This is a genomic window from Oceanimonas smirnovii ATCC BAA-899 (assembly GCF_000381965.1).
Taxonomy (GTDB): Bacteria; Pseudomonadota; Gammaproteobacteria; order Enterobacterales; family Aeromonadaceae; genus Oceanimonas; species Oceanimonas smirnovii.
The window spans coordinates 236666-252573 of sequence record NZ_KB908457.1 but is presented as its reverse complement, the minus strand read 5'-3'; the positions used below and the strand labels follow the sequence as shown (position 1 = coordinate 252573).

Below are 15908 nucleotides of genomic sequence, written 5' to 3'. Positions count from 1 at the left end.
GTCAATATCGGCCACGGTCAGCGACAGTCCTTCGCCAAGCCGCAGCCCCAGGCTGTAGAGGGTATAGAAGAACATCTGGTAGCGACGTTGTCGGGTCATGCTGATCAGCAGGCCGACTTCGGCGGGTGAGAGAATATCGGGCAAGGTGCTGAGCTGCGGCGGTTTGACGATGTCGAGCCACTGCCATTGTTTATCGAGCGCATGGCGATAAAAAAACTGCAGGCCATTGCGGTCGAGCTTGACGGTACTCCAGGAATGGCTGTCAATCAGGCTGACGAAGTACTGTTTAAGTTGGGCAGTCGTCAGGTTGTCCGGCGGGCAGTCAAAAAATGCGGCGATCCGCCTCACGGCTCGGGCATAGGCGTCAATGGTCGCGGGTCGTTTGCCCTGCAGGGTTAAATTATTGAGATGCTGCTGATACAGCGCATCGAAGTGGCGTTGCTGTTGGCTATTCATCATACTATCTCCAGTCCGCTACCCCTCTGGTAGGGCTCTGAGATCAGTATGATGTGCAGCGCCATTGTTCTGCCGCGCAGCGGCTTAGTTCAACAAAGCATTTAAGAGTGATTTGGATCTCACCCGCTATAAAGGACACGCCTCGATAATGAAGACGAGGCAAATATTATTGAGAAAGCAGTTAGTGTTATTAAATATTTAGTTTATCACTCACATTATCTGTTGTTGGTTTTTTGTACGATAAGTGACCATGTTTCATTGGCTTTTTGTGTTATTATTTTTCGTGAAAGAAGCCTTTTTCTTTGGCTTCTGATTATTCACAAAGAGTATAAAATGAACTGTTGTAAACAAAAAACTATGTTGACTGCGTTTGGCTTGCTGGTCTCTTTCAATGCTTTTTCCGGAGAAGCTTTGGATGTTAATGAGATTGAATTTAAAGACAGTAACTTTCAGACATGCGTGCTGGCTCAAAAAATAACCGATCCTGCCCAAATAACTAGGCTGGTATGCCGTCAGCTGAACATAGACAGTGCAGATGAGATCAGCTACTTTCCGGCGCTTGAGGAGTTGTGGTTATCTGGTAAAAAGTTAGACAGTGTTGATTTAAGCAAAAATACTGAGTTAACTTCCGTTTCTATTACCAAATCAAACCTGACTGGCCTGGATGTAAGCCAGAATTCAAAACTTACTGAGCTGAATGTTAGCTTTAATCATATCTCTGAGTTGGATCTTACGAATAACCCTGAGCTTACTGATGTAAGTATCGTATCTAACCAGATTGAAACGCTGGATTTTTCAAAGAACACCAAGCTGAAGTATCTGTGGGCAAAAGAAAATAATCTGAAAGAAATGGATTTCAGCTTTAATCCTGATTTAATTCAGCTTGGTTTAAACGATAACCAGCTGACTGAAATAAATGTAAGCCAAAGCGAGCAACTGAACAAATTAAGCCTGATGTATAACCAGCTCTCTGAACTGGATGTAAGCAAAAATATCAAGCTGACAAAGTTGTATCTGACAGATAACAATATTACTACTTTGGATATTAGTCATAACCCTAAACTGAGGGCGCTGTGGGCAACCGGAAATCCGTTGGAAAGTCTTGATATCAGCGCTAACCCTTCATTAAGTGACTATGAAACAGACGACGGCGTTTTAGTTAAACAATAATTTTTTACCATCAGCCCCAGCGCCGGGCATGCCCGGGCGCTGGGGTTGCCAGCATGCAGCATTAATACTATAAACTGGTTTACAATGGTTTATTTTTATACCAGCTTCAGGAGAAGAGTTATGATCAAAGCGTTACCCCCTTTGTTAACGGTAACAGTTACTGTACTTTCCGGATTGCTCTTTTTCTTTTCAGCTGCTCCGGCCCAGGCGTCCCTGAACTGTGCTGGCCTGACCGGTTGCGACAGAAAGTTCTGTGAGATAGAGAGTCAGCTTAAGATTGCTCAGGAAAGAGGCAATGACCGAAAAGCGGCTGGGTTAGCAAAAGCATTGGCCGAGGCAAAACAGCATTGCACGGCTGAAGGCCTTCGCAAGGAGCTGGCCGAAGAAATAGAAGAAGCCAGGGAAGATCTGGCAGCGTATCGGGCTGATCTTAAGGAAGCTGAAGAAGATGGAGATGTGGATGATGTTCGAAAATACCAGCAAAAAATTGAAGAAGAGCAAGATGAAATTGATCAGCTTGAAAAGGAACTTTCGGGTCTGAATTAAACAGAACTGCGCATAGTTATGGGCTGGAAGTAAGCTGACAGTGCGTGACATGTGTTTCAGTTTAACGCCATAAGAGAATTCCGATGACCATTCATTCCGGCTCCTGCCTGTGCGGCACTGTGCGTTTTGAGGTAAACGGCAAATTCGACAGCTTTTATCTGTGTTATTGCCGGCGCTGCCAGAAAGACACCGGTTCGGCCCACGGGGCTAATCTGTTCTCGCAATCGGCCAGTATTGAGTGGATCTCGGGAACGACGGCGGTCACGTCTTTTACGCTGCCAGGCACTCGCCACAGCAGAAGCTTTTGCAAGCATTGCGGCTCGGCCCTGCCCAACACACAAATAGCCGGCTTGCTGGTGGTGCCGGCCGGCTGTCTGGACACTGATATTTCTTTATTGCCCACGGCGCGCATTTTTACCTGCCATCAGGCGGACTGGAGTAAACAGCCAGATGGAGTGCCAGCTTTCAGTGACTTGCCGAATAAACAGCCGTAAGGCTACATTCCGGCTCTGTCTGCCTGTACCATTATCGGTTTACTCTTTACAGGGCGCTGTTCACTCATGTCCACGTTTTTTTCCGGTTTTGCCTTGAGCTTTTCTCTTATTCTGGCCATTGGCTCCCAGAATGCCTTTGTGCTGAAGCAGGGCATTAAGCGCCATCATGTGTTTGTGGTGTGTGCTGTGTGTGCCCTGTCTGATGCGGTGCTTATCTCGTTGGGGGTGGCGGGTTTTGGTGCCATGGTGAAGCAGTTTCCGGCCATTGAAACGGTGGCCCGTTATGGCGGGGCGGCTTTTTTGGCGGTGTATGCGCTGTTAAGCTTTAAATCGGCCTTCAGTAACCGCCATGCCATGACGGCGGCCGGAGATACGCAGCAGTCGCTGCTGAAAACCGTGGCCATGTGTCTGGCCTTTACCTGGCTTAATCCGCACGTTTATCTGGATACCATGGTGCTGCTGGGCTCCATTTCTACCCAATATCAGGCCCAGGGACTGTTTGCCTTTGGCGCCATTTGTGCGTCACTGGTGTTCTTTTTCAGTCTGGGTTACGGAGCCCGTGTGCTGGCTCCGGTCTTTCAGCGGCCCCAGGCCTGGCGGGTGCTGGAGTTTGTGGTGGGGGTGATGATGACTACCATTGCAATCACGCTGGTGGCGGGAGCCTGAGGGTTATTTCAGCTCCGTCTCAATCAGCACTATATCCTGACTGCTGTTATTCAGCACATTGTGCTCAGTGCCGGCCGGCCGGTAATAGCACTCACCGGCACGCATTTCTGCCGGTTTGGGACCATCGCCGGTATCAATGTGCAGCACACAGTTTTGCATGGGCACAATGACATAGTCGCGTTCATGACGGTGCCACCGGCTTTCGCCACCGGCAGGAAACAGCAGGTGATTAACGCAGGTGCGCTCGTTATCAATTTGCTGGGTAATCTGCAAAACCGGACGTTCAGACATTGACTGTTCCTTGTTAACGCTGTTGATAGTGCTGCACAGCCTGGATGATGCCGGCGGCATCCAGACCCAGACGGGCCCAGATTTGCTGCTGGCTGCCTTGCTCCACAAAGCGGTCGGGTAACCCCAGGTTCAGCACCGGCATGGGCTTTTTATGCCGCATCAGGCATTCGTTCACCGCCGAGCCGGCACCGCCCATAATGGCGTTTTCTTCCAGTGTGACCAGCAGCTCGTGATCGGCAGTCAGCTCCAGCAGCAGGGCTTCGTCCAGGGGTTTTACAAAACGCATATCTACCAGGGTGGCATTCAGTGCTGCTGCGGCGGCTTCGGCCTCGGGCAGCAGAGTACCAAAGTTCAGCAGGGCAATCTTGCTGCCCTGGCGCAGCCGCCGGCCCTTGCCAATTTCCAGTGCCGTCATGGTGCTGTTCACTTCGGCACCTGGGCCGCCGCCACGCGGGTAGCGCACGGCGGCGGGGCCGGGGTGCATATAGCCGGTGTAGAGCATTTGCCGGCATTCGTTTTCGTCCGCCGGCGTCATGATCACCATGTTGGGCACGGTGCGCATAAAGCTTAAGTCGTAGGCACCCTGATGAGTGGGGCCGTCGGCGCCCACTATGCCGGCACGGTCAATGGCAAAGAGCACATCCAGGTTCTGCAGCGCCACATCATGAATAAGCTGGTCATAAGCTCGCTGCAAAAAGGTGGAGTAAATGGCAACGATCGGCTTTTTGCCCTCTATGGCCATGCCTGCCGCCAGAGTGACGGCGTGCTGCTCGGCAATGGCCACATCAAAGTAGCGGTCGGGAAACTCCCGGGAGTAGCGCACTAACCCTGAGCCTTCGCGCATGGCGGGAGTAATGGCCATCAGCTTGTTGCACTGGCCGGCCATGTCGCACAGCCAGTTGCCAAAAATAGCGGAATAGCTGGGGCTGGCCGGTGTGCTTTTGGGCAGACTGCTGGTGGCCGGATCAAACCTGGGCACACCATGGTAACCAATGGGATCCTGCTCGGCGGGCAAATAGCCTTTGCCCTTGCGGGTCATGACGTGCAGCAGCTGCGGGCCCTTGAGCTTGCGCATATTGCGCAGAGTATCGGTCAGGGCAGCTATGTCGTGGCCGTCTATCGGACCCACATAATTAAAGCCAAATTCTTCAAACAGGGTGCCGGGCACCACCATGCCCTTGAGATGTTCTTCGGTGCGTCTGGCCAGCTCTTTCAGCGGCGGCAGAATTTCCAGCGCTTTTTTGCCGCCTTCGCGCAGTGTGCTGTAAAGCGAGCCCGACATAATGCGCGCCAGATGGTTGTTGAGCGCGCCCACGTTCTCGGAAATGGACATTTCGTTGTCGTTCAGCACCACCAGCAGATCTTTATGCAGATCACCGGCGTGGTTGAGCGCTTCAAAGGCCATGCCGGCGGTAAGGGCACCGTCACCAATCACCGCCACTACTTTGCGGTTTTGCTGCTCGGCATCGGCCGCAATAGCCATGCCCAGTGCCGCGCCTATGCTGGTGCTGGAGTGACCCACGGAAAGAGTGTCATATTCGCTTTCTTCCCGCCAGGGAAAGGGATGCAGGCCGTCCAGCTGGCGAATGCTGCTCATGCGCTCGCGCCGGCCGGTGAGAATTTTGTGCGGATAGGCCTGATGGCCCACATCCCATACCAGCCGGTCAAAGGGAGTGTTATACACATAGTGCAGCGCCACTGTCAGCTCTACGACGCCCAGGCCCGAGGCCAGGTGGCCGCTGCTGCGGCTTACCGAGTGCAGCAAATAGGATCTCAGCTCCTCACACAGGGCCGGCAGCCGCTCTTGCGGCAGGCTGCGCAGCTCTTCCGGCAGGTTGGCCAGGGCCAGTGTGGGATAATCGGCAATATTCAGACTCATAGGCTTATCGTTATTTAGTATTCGCGCTGCACTATGTAGTGGGCGAAAGCTTCCAGTGTGTCGGTATTGTAAGAAAGGCCGGCCAGTGCGGCCAGGGCATCGTTATGCAGGCGATCGGCCAGGGCTCGGGCACCGTCCAGCCCCAGCAGGGCAGGGTAGGTGCTTTTTTGCTGTTCCAGATCCTTGCCCCGGGTTTTGCCCAGGGTTTCGGTGCTGGCAGTAATGTCGAGAATATCGTCCTGCACCTGAAACGCCAGGCCAATGGCTTCGGCGTAGCGGCTCAGGGCATCCAGCTCTTCAGGCTGCACCGACACCGAGCAGAGCGCCCCCATGCGCACGGCCGCACGAATAAGCGCACCGGTTTTATGCCGGTGAATGGTTTCAAGCGTAGCAGCTTCTATTTGCCGGCCTTCATGATAAATATCCAGTGCCTGACCACCGCACATGCCGCCGTAGCCGCTGGCGGTGGCCAGCTCCTGCACCAGCTGCAGCCGGCGCTCGGCTGGCAGCCGGCCTCCGGCATTGCTCAGCAGCTCAAAGGCCAGAGTTTGCAGGGCGTCGCCGGCAAGAATGGCGGTGGCTTCGTCAAACGCCTTGTGTACCGTAGGCTGGCCCCGGCGCAGATCGTCGTTGTCCATGGCGGGCAAATCGTCGTGGATCAGCGAATAGGCATGGATGCATTCAATGGCGGCGGCGGCGGCATCGGCAGCCGCCGGATCTGCATCCTCGGCAAGACCGGCAGTGGCATAAACCAGCATGGGGCGCACCCGTTTACCGCCCTGGGTCAGGCCATATTCCATGGCGTCACGCAGTTGCGGTGAGAGCGGACCCAGCCGGCCAAGGGCCTGCTGCAGAACAGCATTAATGCGTTCACCATATTGCTGGTGCCATTGGGTGATCACGCCGGTTTCTCCGACGGAGTGAAGTCGGCCAGAGTATCGCCGTCTTTCATCAGAATTTTTACCTGTTGCTCGGCCTGGCTCAGTCGTTGCTGGCCGGCACGCACCAGCTGCACGCCCCGTTCAAATGATTTAAGTGCCTGATCCAGGCTCAGCTCGCCCTGCTCCAGCTGATCCACCAGGCCTTCCAGCTCGGCGAGGGCGCTTTCAAAGTCCATGTTTTCCGGTTTTTTGGCAGCCACGGGCATCCTCTGTTCAATCACGTGCAAAATTGGGCCAATAGTAACACCGCTGTCCGGAATTTGGCGAAGGATTAGCAACATTCAGTTGCAGAACTGCTTCGCTGTTAAACATTTTTGCGCTGTGCCGATAACAACAACGGCGACAACTGCCGGGGCAAAGGGGTAAGATTGAGCCGTTTTTTGCCCGCATTGACAGAAAGAGGACTCCCATTTTGGATTTGGCAACACTCCTAGGACTGATTGGCGGACTGGCCTTTGTTGGCATGGCAATGGTTTTGGGTGGCAGCATCACCATGTATGTGGATGTGCCGTCCATTTTTATTGTGTTTGTGGGTTCACTGTTCGTGGTGATGATGAAGTTCAACCTGGGCCAGTTTCTGGGAGCGGCCAAGGTGGCGGGCAAGGCGTTTATGTTCAAGCTGGAAAAGCCCGAAGAGCTGATTGAGCGGGTGGTACAGCTGGCCGACTCGGCCCGTAAGGGCGGCTTTCTGGCGCTGGAAGAAGCAGAAATTACCAATCCGTTTCTGCAAAAGGCGGTGAACATGCTGGTGGACGGCCACGATCAGGCGGTAGTGAAAGCCGCGCTGGAAAAAGACATTGATCTGAATGCCGAGCGCCAGGAGCAGGGGGCCAAAATCTTCCGCTCGCTGGGGGATGTAGCTCCCGCCATGGGCATGATTGGCACCCTGATTGGTCTGGTGGCCATGCTGGCCAACATGGACGATCCCAAGGCCATTGGCCCGGCCATGGCCATTGCTCTGCTCACGACCCTTTACGGTGCCATGCTGGCCAATATGATAGCCCTGCCCATTGCCGACAAGCTGGATTTGCGTTCGGAAGAAGAGCGTCTTAACCGCACGTTGATCATGGACGCCGTGCTGGGCATTCAGGACGGCCAGAACCCCCGGGTGCTGCAGGCGCTGCTGGAAAACTATCTGGCAGAGAATAAGCGCACCAAGGAGGAATAGTGGCCAAAAAGAACAAGCCGGCACCGGCAGGTGCTCCCGCCTGGATGGCCACCTTTGCAGACCTGGCCACCATTCTGATGAGCTTTTTTGTGCTGCTGCTGGCCTTTGCCGAAATGGATGTGCTCAAGTTCAAGCAAATTGCCGGCAGCATGAAGTTTGCCTTTGGGGTGCAGAATCAGATTGAGGTATCGGAAATTCCCAAGGGTACCTCCGTGATTGCGCTGGAGTTTCGCCCCGGCCGGCCCGAGCCTACGCCCATTAATACCATCATGCAGCATACCACCGACTCTACCCTGGCCGAGCTGGACTTTCAGCCCGGCGAGTCGGACCGGGCCTCGGGCCAGAGCAGGGAAGATGGCAACATGAGCGGCAGCCAGCAGCCGGAGCAGACCAGTGCCGAAGCCATCAGTCTGGCTCAGGCCATGGCCGAGCAGCTGAGCAGCGCCATTGAACAGGACGCCATTGAGATTGAAGCGCTGGGCCAGCAGGTGGTGATCCGCATTCGGGAAAATGCGTCTTTTCCCGCCGGCTCGGCATTTTTGCAGCCCAAGTTCTGGCCGGTTATTCGCCAGGTAGGGGCGCTGGTAAAAGATGTGCCCGGTGAAATTCTGGTGTCGGGCCATTCCGACGACATTGGCAGCGGCTATGAGCTGTTCAGTTCCAACTGGGAATTGTCTACTCAGCGGGCACTGGCGGTAGCGGATCAGCTCAGGCGCACCGAAGGCTTTGACGACAGCCGCATGGTGGTCATGGGCCTGGCCGACACCAAGCCCCTGGCACCCAACGATACACCTGAAAACCGCCGCCTTAACCGGCGGGTGGAAATTACCATTTCTCAGGGCAAGCCGGTCTACACAGAGCCGGTAGAGGCGGTTGCGCCCAACACCCCCTGAACTGCTTTTCTTTTAACCATAAGCCCGGCACGTGTATAATGCCGGGCTTATTTTTTTATGTGTTGTTCGAGCGTACCGAAATTATGAAATTTATTATCAAGCTTCATCCTGAAATGACCATCAAGAGCAAGTCGGTGCGCCAGCGCATGAGCAAGATCCTCTCGGGCAACATTCGCAATACCCTCAGGCCACTGGATGAAACCGTTAAAGTGCGGGTGGACTGGGACAAGATGGTGGTACGCAGCAATAACAATGACGAGGCCAGCCGCCAGCAGCTGACAGAGGCGCTCGGCTGCATTCCCGGCATTCAGTCGTTTCTGGAGGTGGTGGAGTTCAAGGTCAGCTCCCTGGATGACATTCTGGAACACGCCCAGGCCATGTTTGGTGACCAGCTTGCCGGCAAAACCTTTTGTGTGCGTGCCAAGCGCCGGGGCAAGCAGGCGTTCAGCTCGCTGGATGTGGAGCGCTATGTGGGCGGCGGCCTGAACCAGCGTTGCAACACCGCCGGTGTTAAACTCAAGCAGCCCGATGTGCAGATTAATCTGGAACTGGATGACGAGCGGCTGTATCTGGTGAGCAAGCAGCACGCCGGCATGGGCGGTTATCCCATTGCCACTCAGGAAAGTGTGCTCAGCCTGATGTCCGGTGGCTACGACTCGGGCGTGTCGTCGTTTCAGTTCATCAAGCGCGGCAGCCGGGTGCATTACTGCTTCTTCAACCTGGGCGGGCGCGAGCATGAAGCCGGCGTGCGCGAGGTGGTGCACTTTTTGTGGAAGAAATACGGCTCGTCTCACCGGGTGAAGTTTATTTCGGTGCCCTTTGAAGGGGTGGTGGCCGAGATCCTGGAAAAAATCGACAAGGGCCATATGGGGGTGGTGCTCAAGCGCATGATGATGCGCGCCGGTGCCGAAGTGGCCCGGCGCCTGGCGGTTAATGCGCTGGTTACCGGTGAGTCCATGGGCCAGGTATCCAGCCAGACGGTGACCAATCTCAATGTGATCGACAGAGTGACCGACACCCTGATACTGCGGCCCTTGATCGCCACCGACAAGCAGGACATTATCGATCAGGCTCGGGCCATCGGTACTGCGCCTTATGCGGAAAAAATGCCGGAATATTGCGGTGTTATTTCGCAAAAGCCCACCATTAAAGCGGTGCTGAGCAAGGTGGAAGAAGAAGAAGCCAATTTTGACTTTGGTGTACTCGACACCGCCGTGCAGTCCTCTTTTGTGGAAGACGTGCGCGATCTGGACAGAGTATGGGAGGTGCCGGAAGTGGAAATCAGCGAACAGGTAACGGAGCAGGAGGTGATCCTCGATATTCGTGCGCCGGAAGAAGAAGAGCAGTCTCCGCTGGAAGTGGCCGGCCACAGAGTGATACGTCTGCCGTTTTTCCGCCTGGCCAACCAGTTTGGCGAGCTGGACCAGAACAAAACCTACCTGCTTTACTGTGCCCGCGGCGTGATGAGCCGGCTGCAGGCCATTCATCTGAAAGAGCAGGGCTTTGAAAACGTAAAAGTGTATAAGCCCTGAATTTAGTTGACACGTTGGGACTCGTCCCAGCCTACGCCTGCCCCTCGTGCTTTTTCACTTCCTGATACAACTGCTGGCACACCGGCACCGGCAGTTCACCGGCGTGCTTGAGCAGATACCCTGTGATGTAGTCAATTTCCGTGGGCCGGCCGTGGGCCAGATCCTGGTGCATGGAAGAATAGTTGGTGGCGGTCAGTTCAATTACACTGTTCAGCCGGCGGCGATATTGCTCCAGGGTTTCGGTTTCACCCAGCGCGCTCAGCACAGTGTGCACTTCCTGGCTCAGCTGCTCCACCACATCGGCAAAGCGGGGTTCACTGAGCTGACCGTTATAAATATTGTGGCAGGCCGTGAGCGGATTAATCACGGCATTAATGGCGAGCTTGCGCCGCTGCAGTGAGAGTATGTCTTCACTCCACCCGGCATGGCCCAGGGCTGAGGCCAGCGGTTTTGTCAGGGGTGAGAAGGCCTTGCCTTTCTCATTAACCGGCCCCAGCCAGGTTTCGCCCTTACCGGTGTGGCGCACCTGTGAGTTACCTTCCCGCAGAGCACCATGGCTGGTTACGCCGGCCAGCAGCGGGTTGTGAGGCAGCAGTTTGGCTACGTCTTCGGCAATGCCCATGCCGTTGTGCAGCAATATTACCGGCACCTCACGAGACAGCCCCCGCAAACTGCCCAGCGCGGGCAGTACCTGATAGGCTTTGGTCATCACCAGCAAACACTCAATATCGGCTGCCTGCTCGGCAAAACGGTAGTGAGGGCTTACCAGCCGGCGGCGCTCATTCAGGGCAATAAACTCAAATGCCGGGTGAAAATGTCGGCGGCGACGGTCGCTCAGCATCAGCGATACCGGCCTTTTTTGTTCGGTCAGCAAAGCAGCAAAGGTGCAGCCCAGCGCGCCAGCTCCCAATATGGTCCACTCACGCATCATTCTCTCTCCGGTTTTTTGATATTATTCTGCGTTATTGATCCCATACGTTAGCCGTGAACCGCTTGGCTTGCCAGCGGTTTCGGCGCTTACTCAAGGAGCTTTCATGCCTTCTTTTGATATTGTTTCCGAAGTGGAAATGAATGAAGTACGCAACGCTGTTGAAAACGCCAGCCGCGAGCTGACCACCCGCTATGATTTTCGTGGTGTGGAAGCCAGCTTTGAGCTGAACGACAACAAGGTAAAGCTGGAAGCAGAAGCCGACATGCAGCTGCAGCAGATGCGTGACATATTACGCGGTGCCTTAATCAAGCGAGGCATTGATGTACGGGTGCTGGACGCCGGCAGCATTAATCGCACCGGAAAACGCCATGTGCAGGAAATGAGCTTTCTGCAGGGCATTGACAGTGCACTGGCAAAAAAGCTGGTAAAGAAGATTAAAGACAGCAAAATCAAGGTGCAGGCGTCCATTCAGGGCGAGCAGCTGCGGGTTACCGGCAAGAAGCGGGACGATCTGCAGCAGGTGATGGCCATGCTGCGCGCCGAAGAGCAGGAGCAGCCGCTGCAGTTTAATAACTTTCGGGATTAAGGCAGCCAAGGCCGGGTTTCGTACCCGGCATGGCTTCTAGCTTTCGGCTTCCAGCTTGCCGACCCGCCGGGCGACCACCGCAATCAGTACCAGCACCGGCAGGCCAAGGGCGGCGGTGCCGGTAAAGAAGACCGCATAGCCCATGGCGTCCACCACCACTCCCGAGAAGCCGGCCATAAATTTGGGCAGCAGCAGCATCACTGAGCTGAACAGCGCATATTGAGTGGCAGAGAAGGCCACATTGGTCAGGCTGGAGAGATAAGTCACAAAGGCGGCGGTAGCAATGCCGGCGCTTAAGTTATCCAGCGAGATAATCACCGTCAGCAGGCGCACATCCGGGCCCAGCTGGCTCATCAGGGCAAAGAGCACATTGGTGCCGGCAGTCAGCACGGCACCCAGCATCAGAATGCGCAGTGTGCCAAAGCGCACCACCAGCACACCACCCAGGGCGGCGCCCAGCAGCGTCATGATCACGCCATACACCTTGGTCACGGTGGCAATTTCGGTTTTGGTAAAGCCCATATCCACATAAAAGGGATTGGCCATCACGCCCATGACGACATCTGCCACCCGATAGCTGGCAATCAGACTCAGGATCAACAGAGCATGCCAGCCATAGCGCTGAAAAAAGTCGGCAAAGGGGTTGACCACGGCGCTTTTGCCAAACGCGAGAAAGCCGGCCAGCCAGGCCGGCCAGCCCCGGTTTATCAGCTGCGCCTTGTGCTCCTGCTGAGACCGTTGCTGCTCACCCAGGTCTACCTTCGGCTCGTGCAGCAGCAGGCAGGTCAGTACACCCACCAGCATGCAGCCGGCCATGGTCAGATAGGCCACCTGCCAGCCGTACATGCTGTAGCTGATGTCGGAGCCGGCCCAGGCGGCAATGGCCAGCGCACCGGCCCCGGCCATGATCATCGCCAGCCGGTAGCCGGTCATGTAGGCGGCAGCCAGCGCCCCCTGCAGCCGCTCCGGAGCTGACTCTATGCGATAGGCGTCTATCACTATGTCTTGCGTGGCTGAAGCAAACGCGACGGCAAGCGCAAACAGTGCCAGTTGCACCAGGCTGACGGTGGGATCAGAAAACGCCATGCCCGCCAGCGCCGCCATAATAATCAGCTGGGAAAACAGCATCCAGCTACGCCGCCGGCCCATCATGCGGGATAACAGTGGCAGCGGCAGCCTGTCTACCAGCGGTGACCACAGCCATTTTACCCCGTAGGCCAGCGCCACCCAGCTGAAAAAGCCAATGCTGGTGCGGCTGATGCCGGCCTCGCGCAGCCAGAACGACAGGGTGCCAAACACCAGCAGCAGCGGCAGGCCGGAGGAAAACCCCAAGGCCAGCATAATCAGTACGCGCCGCTCAGTGTAGAGCGACAGACTTTGCTGCCATTTCAGTGCCCGGGTTTTGATGGTTATTCTCCGGGCAGGCGACGAACCTGCTCAAGAATAATGGGCTCTTCCGGTACTTCCCGGGAGCGCAGCTGCAGGTTCATGCCGGTGGGGACGGCAGCCATGCGCTGCAATACTTCCTCACCCTTTACCACTTTGCCAAAGACGGTGTAACCGGCACGGCGGCCGCCGTCCAGCGAGGTGTTATCAGCGAGGTTGATATAAAACTGGCGGGTGGCGCTGTGCGGATCCTGAGTGCGGGCCATGGCGATGGTGCCGGTACTGTTCGACAGGCCATTACCCGACTCATTCTGCACCGGATCACGGGTGGGCAAACGCTCATAATCGGCAGTAAAGCCGCCACCCTGAACCACAAACCCCGGGATCAGCCGGTGAAAAATGGAGCCGGCATAGCTGCCGTCGTCCACATAGCTCAAAAAGTTGGCCACTGTCTTGGGGGCGGCCTGTTCGTTCAGCTCCACTTCCAGGGTGCCCAGACTGGTGACCAGCTCCACGCGGGGGCCGGCCAGGGCGGTGGCGGACAGCAGGCCCGCCAGCAGGATTAATATGTTTTTCATTTAGTTACCGTTAATAAAGCTTTGTACGTCACGATCGGCCAGTATGTCCTGCACCATCAGGCTCAGCTGACGGTTAAGGGCATCGGTGACCTTGTCCAGCTCCGGATGCAGACGGCCGGGAAATTCCTGCTGGGCGCTGCGGCGATATTGCTTGGTAATGCGCTGGCCGTTGCGCTCCAGCACCAGCTGTACTCTTACCTTCTGCACCACGTCATAGCTGATATGACCGCGGATCACCCGGGCCAGTACTTCCTGCAGCTCCAGGGTAGCGCGGGTGTTGGCACCCTGCTCAACAAAGGCTCCCTGCGTGCTGAACCCTTGCGCCAGCGCCTGCTCCAGCTGCAGCCGCAGATTATTGGCCGCACCCACCACCACCGGTGATTTGTCTTTTTGTTCAATCTGAATGATGAAGTCACTGCTGCGGTTGTCACTGCTGGACAGCGCCAGGGTCTGGCCACGATAAACACCGCCGCTCACGTTGGCGGTAGCGGGATTTACATCTACCGCTATAGGGTAATAGCTGGCACAGGCAGACAGGCCCAGGGCCAGCAGGGGAATAGTTAACCATTTGATACGATTCATGAACAGGTCCTTCAGGCGGTATGAATGGCTCTCAGAATAACGAATTTGCGGTTGGATGCCACTACTCGCTGATTACCGAACAGTCGTTTAAGTTTCTGGTGATAGTCGAGGTGGCGGTTACCCACCAGTAACAGCTCGCCGCCCCGGCGCAGTACCCGGCGGGCATCGGTCATCATTTGCCAGGCAATATGATCGGTAATGGCCTGCTGCTGATGAAAGGGCGGATTGCACAGCACCAGATCGGCACTGTCGGGGGCTACGCCGTCAAGACAGTTATTGACCATAAAGCGCGCCCGGGGCAGGGCATCGGGCAGGTTGTGCTCCACATTAAGCCGGGCACTGGCCACTGCCATATGGGATTCATCCACAAAGGTGACGGTGGCTTGCGGATTGCGGGCCAGGGCCATCAGCCCGAGCACACCGTTGCCGCAGCCCAGGTCGATGATTCTGCCCGGCCGGTTGGCGGGCAGCTGCTCCAGCATAAAGCGGGCACCAATATCCAGGCTGGCGCGGGAGAACACAGCGGCATGGTTATAAATGGTGAAGGCGCTGCCCTCCAGCGGCCAGGCCAGCGGGGCCGGCGCGGGAGAGGGGGCAATGGCCATATTCCGCTCGGTAAAAATCAGCCTCGCCTTTTTCCAGGCCAGGCTGGTGCGGGTGGGGCCAAGCAACTGCTCAAACAGCTTTAGAGTAGATGTATGCACGTCCTTGGCCTTGGCGCCGGCCACTATTCGCGTGTTTGGCCCCGCTACCCGGCTGATGGCGGCGAGCTGGTGTTCAAGCATGGCATTGGTCTTGGGCAGCTTGAGGATCACCAGGCCGGGCGCGGCGGGCAACTCGTCCAGGCTGGTGAGCGAGTGCCACTCAGGCTCAAGCCCGTTGTCGGCGGCGTTGGCAGCCAGCGCCAGCCCGGCTACCCGGGAGTCGGTAACGGTAAAGGGCCGGTACTGGTGCAGGCCCAGCGTCAGGGCACCAAAGCCATCGTTAAGAATCACCAGGGGAGCAGTCCGGTCCCACTCCAGGGTGGCCAGTTCGTTCATGATATATTCGTCCGCCGCTTCCCAGGCCTGCAGACCGTGGCGGGCCTGGCGGGGGTAGCGGTGCAGCGTCAGCTCGCCGCCCTCGGCAAGAGGAAAGTGATGATTCATGGGGTTGATGCCTGATTATTTGCAAAGAGCGGCATTTTAGCAGTTTAAAGAGGAAAATCAGCATGCAGCTATGGTCAGAGCCAGAGTGGCTCACGCTCAAGCAGGGCCGTCTTTTATGGTGGCCGGACGCCTTTGCCGCCGACGCCGGTGCCTGGCAGGCTGAGCTTGAGCAAAGCATTCCCTGGCAGCAGCACCGGTTAATGATGTTTGGTCGCGAGCTGAGTGAGCCGCGGCTGTCCTGCTGGATGGGCGACTGGCCCTATCGTTATTCCGGCCGGCAGCGTGCGCCTGAGCCCTGGCATCCTTTGGTAAAGGAAATAGCCGGCCGTCTTGAGCGAATTTGCGGTCAGCCCTTTGATGGTGTGCTGCTTAATTGTTACCGCAACGGCCAGGACAGCATGGGCTGGCATGCCGACAATGAGCCCGAGCTGGGCCGGGACCCCATGATAGCGTCGGTCAGTCTGGGAGCAGGCAGGCGTTTTTTGCTGCGTCATCATCAGGGGGAGCAGCGTGAATTATGGCTGGAGCACGGCAGTCTGCTGGTGATGGCGGGGCAAATGCAGCATCATTGGCAGCATGCCCTGCCCAAAATGGCCCGGGAGCCAAATTTGCGTATCAACCTCACATTTCGGCGGTTTGCCGGCACCGGGTGAAAGTGCCC

Annotated in this window: 19 protein-coding genes; 9 read left to right on the top strand and 10 right to left on the bottom strand. The window is 56.3% G+C overall.

Going from position 1 to position 15908, the window contains the following annotated elements:
• On the bottom strand, positions 1-459 hold a 459-nt coding region (locus G364_RS0106900), incomplete at its 3' end, for a tyrosine-type recombinase/integrase (RefSeq protein ID WP_019934416.1).
• Positions 460-789: 330 nt separating this feature from the next.
• On the opposite strand from G364_RS0106900, the gene G364_RS0106895 reads away from it, so the two are divergent.
• From G364_RS0106895 to G364_RS0106880, 4 genes are all read left to right on the top strand, one after another.
• Positions 790-1626, top strand: coding sequence for a leucine-rich repeat domain-containing protein (locus G364_RS0106895; RefSeq protein WP_019934415.1), 837 nt, complete (start codon positions 790-792; stop codon positions 1624-1626).
• A 120-nt stretch (positions 1627-1746) separates the two neighbouring features.
• Complete coding sequence (locus tag G364_RS0106890; RefSeq protein WP_019934414.1) at positions 1747-2172, top strand: DUF1090 domain-containing protein; 426 nt, start codon at positions 1747-1749, stop codon at positions 2170-2172.
• Positions 2173-2255: 83 nt separating this feature from the next.
• Positions 2256-2666 (top strand): GFA family protein, encoded by a 411-nt coding sequence (locus G364_RS0106885; protein WP_019934413.1) that lies wholly within the window; start codon positions 2256-2258, stop codon positions 2664-2666.
• 66 nt (positions 2667-2732) lie between these two features.
• Complete coding sequence (locus G364_RS0106880) at positions 2733-3332, top strand: LysE/ArgO family amino acid transporter (protein ID WP_019934412.1); 600 nt, start codon at positions 2733-2735, stop codon at positions 3330-3332.
• A gap of 3 nt (positions 3333-3335) precedes the next feature.
• On the opposite strand, the gene G364_RS0106875 is transcribed toward G364_RS0106880, so the two are convergent.
• The 4 genes from G364_RS0106875 to xseB are packed head-to-tail and all read right to left on the bottom strand — an operon-like array spanning position 3336 to position 6643.
• Positions 3336-3623, bottom strand: coding sequence for a cupin domain-containing protein (locus tag G364_RS0106875; RefSeq protein WP_019934411.1), 288 nt, complete (start codon positions 3621-3623; stop codon positions 3336-3338).
• A gap of 13 nt (positions 3624-3636) precedes the next feature.
• Positions 3637-5502, bottom strand: coding sequence for a 1-deoxy-D-xylulose-5-phosphate synthase (gene dxs / locus G364_RS0106870; RefSeq protein WP_019934410.1), 1866 nt, complete (start codon positions 5500-5502; stop codon positions 3637-3639).
• A gap of 14 nt (positions 5503-5516) precedes the next feature.
• Positions 5517-6404 carry a (2E,6E)-farnesyl diphosphate synthase gene (ispA, locus tag G364_RS0106865; RefSeq protein ID WP_019934409.1) on the bottom strand — a complete coding sequence of 296 codons (888 nt, stop codon included), beginning with the start codon at positions 6402-6404 and terminating at the stop codon, positions 5517-5519.
• On the bottom strand, positions 6401-6643 hold the full coding sequence (gene xseB / locus G364_RS0106860) for an exodeoxyribonuclease VII small subunit (protein WP_026344750.1): 243 nt from the start codon (positions 6641-6643) through the stop codon (positions 6401-6403). The genes ispA and xseB overlap by 4 nt, the downstream gene beginning before the upstream one ends.
• 212 nt (positions 6644-6855) lie before the next feature.
• Between xseB and pomA the strand changes: the two genes are divergently transcribed.
• From pomA to thiI, 3 genes are all read left to right on the top strand, one after another.
• Positions 6856-7611: a flagellar motor protein PomA gene (gene pomA, locus G364_RS0106855; protein ID WP_026344749.1), complete on the top strand. Its 756-nt coding sequence runs from the start codon at positions 6856-6858 to the stop codon at positions 7609-7611.
• Positions 7612-7655: 44 nt separating this feature from the next.
• Positions 7656-8504, top strand: a complete 849-nt coding sequence (locus G364_RS0106850; protein ID WP_051089266.1) for a flagellar motor protein MotB — start codon at positions 7656-7658, stop codon at positions 8502-8504.
• Between the two features lie 83 nt (positions 8505-8587).
• Positions 8588-10036 (top strand): tRNA uracil 4-sulfurtransferase ThiI, encoded by a 1449-nt coding sequence (gene thiI / locus G364_RS0106845; protein WP_026344748.1) that lies wholly within the window; start codon positions 8588-8590, stop codon positions 10034-10036.
• Between the two features lie 31 nt (positions 10037-10067).
• On the opposite strand, the gene G364_RS0106840 is transcribed toward thiI, so the two are convergent.
• The gene (locus tag G364_RS0106840; protein WP_019934404.1) at positions 10068-10967 is read right to left on the bottom strand and encodes a ketopantoate reductase family protein; all 900 of its coding nucleotides are present in this window, start codon (positions 10965-10967) and stop codon (positions 10068-10070) included.
• Between the two features lie 103 nt (positions 10968-11070).
• Here G364_RS0106840 and G364_RS0106835 point away from each other — a divergent pair, with 103 nt between their 5' ends.
• Positions 11071-11553: a YajQ family cyclic di-GMP-binding protein gene (locus G364_RS0106835; RefSeq protein WP_019934403.1), complete on the top strand. Its 483-nt coding sequence runs from the start codon at positions 11071-11073 to the stop codon at positions 11551-11553.
• A gap of 36 nt (positions 11554-11589) precedes the next feature.
• Here G364_RS0106835 and G364_RS0106830 read toward each other — a convergent pair whose 3' ends face one another.
• Genes G364_RS0106830 through G364_RS0106815 form a run of 4 tightly spaced genes read right to left on the bottom strand, consistent with a single transcriptional unit; the run spans position 11590 to position 15247 of the window.
• Positions 11590-12960, bottom strand: coding sequence for an AmpG family muropeptide MFS transporter (locus tag G364_RS0106830; protein WP_425411220.1), 1371 nt, complete (start codon positions 12958-12960; stop codon positions 11590-11592).
• A 2-nt stretch (positions 12961-12962) separates the two neighbouring features.
• Positions 12963-13517, bottom strand: coding sequence for a peptidylprolyl isomerase (locus tag G364_RS0106825; RefSeq protein WP_019934401.1), 555 nt, complete (start codon positions 13515-13517; stop codon positions 12963-12965).
• The gene (locus G364_RS0106820; RefSeq protein ID WP_019934400.1) at positions 13518-14099 is read right to left on the bottom strand and encodes a YajG family lipoprotein; all 582 of its coding nucleotides are present in this window, start codon (positions 14097-14099) and stop codon (positions 13518-13520) included.
• Between the two features lie 11 nt (positions 14100-14110).
• Positions 14111-15247 carry a methyltransferase gene (locus tag G364_RS0106815; RefSeq protein ID WP_019934399.1) on the bottom strand — a complete coding sequence of 379 codons (1137 nt, stop codon included), beginning with the start codon at positions 15245-15247 and terminating at the stop codon, positions 14111-14113.
• 62 nt (positions 15248-15309) lie between these two features.
• Here G364_RS0106815 and G364_RS0106810 point away from each other — a divergent pair, with 62 nt between their 5' ends.
• Positions 15310-15900, top strand: a complete 591-nt coding sequence (locus G364_RS0106810) for an alpha-ketoglutarate-dependent dioxygenase AlkB family protein (protein ID WP_019934398.1) — start codon at positions 15310-15312, stop codon at positions 15898-15900.
• The last annotated feature ends 8 nt before the right edge of the window (positions 15901-15908 follow it).

Bases quoted from the DNA above. Each gene is read 5' to 3' on its own strand.
- G364_RS0106890 (WP_019934414.1), top strand. From the start codon at position 1,747: ATGATCAAAGCGTTACCCCCTTTGTTAACGGTAACAGTTACTGTACTT.
- dxs (WP_019934410.1), bottom strand. From the start codon at position 5,502: ATGAGTCTGAATATTGCCGATTATCCCACACTGGCCCTGGCCAACCTG.
- G364_RS0106835 (WP_019934403.1), top strand. From the start codon at position 11,071: ATGCCTTCTTTTGATATTGTTTCCGAAGTGGAAATGAATGAAGTACGC.
- G364_RS0106810 (WP_019934398.1), top strand. From the start codon at position 15,310: ATGCAGCTATGGTCAGAGCCAGAGTGGCTCACGCTCAAGCAGGGCCGT.
- G364_RS0106885 (WP_019934413.1), top strand. From the start codon at position 2,256: ATGACCATTCATTCCGGCTCCTGCCTGTGCGGCACTGTGCGTTTTGAG.
- G364_RS0106825 (WP_019934401.1), bottom strand. From the start codon at position 13,517: ATGAAAAACATATTAATCCTGCTGGCGGGCCTGCTGTCCGCCACCGCC.
- thiI (WP_026344748.1), top strand. From the start codon at position 8,588: ATGAAATTTATTATCAAGCTTCATCCTGAAATGACCATCAAGAGCAAG.
- G364_RS0106895 (WP_019934415.1), top strand. From the start codon at position 790: ATGAACTGTTGTAAACAAAAAACTATGTTGACTGCGTTTGGCTTGCTG.
- G364_RS0106840 (WP_019934404.1), bottom strand. From the start codon at position 10,967: ATGATGCGTGAGTGGACCATATTGGGAGCTGGCGCGCTGGGCTGCACC.
- G364_RS0106875 (WP_019934411.1), bottom strand. From the start codon at position 3,623: ATGTCTGAACGTCCGGTTTTGCAGATTACCCAGCAAATTGATAACGAG.
- G364_RS0106820 (WP_019934400.1), bottom strand. From the start codon at position 14,099: ATGAATCGTATCAAATGGTTAACTATTCCCCTGCTGGCCCTGGGCCTG.
- G364_RS0106850 (WP_051089266.1), top strand. From the start codon at position 7,656: ATGGCCACCTTTGCAGACCTGGCCACCATTCTGATGAGCTTTTTTGTG.
- G364_RS0106880 (WP_019934412.1), top strand. From the start codon at position 2,733: ATGTCCACGTTTTTTTCCGGTTTTGCCTTGAGCTTTTCTCTTATTCTG.
- G364_RS0106815 (WP_019934399.1), bottom strand. From the start codon at position 15,247: ATGAATCATCACTTTCCTCTTGCCGAGGGCGGCGAGCTGACGCTGCAC.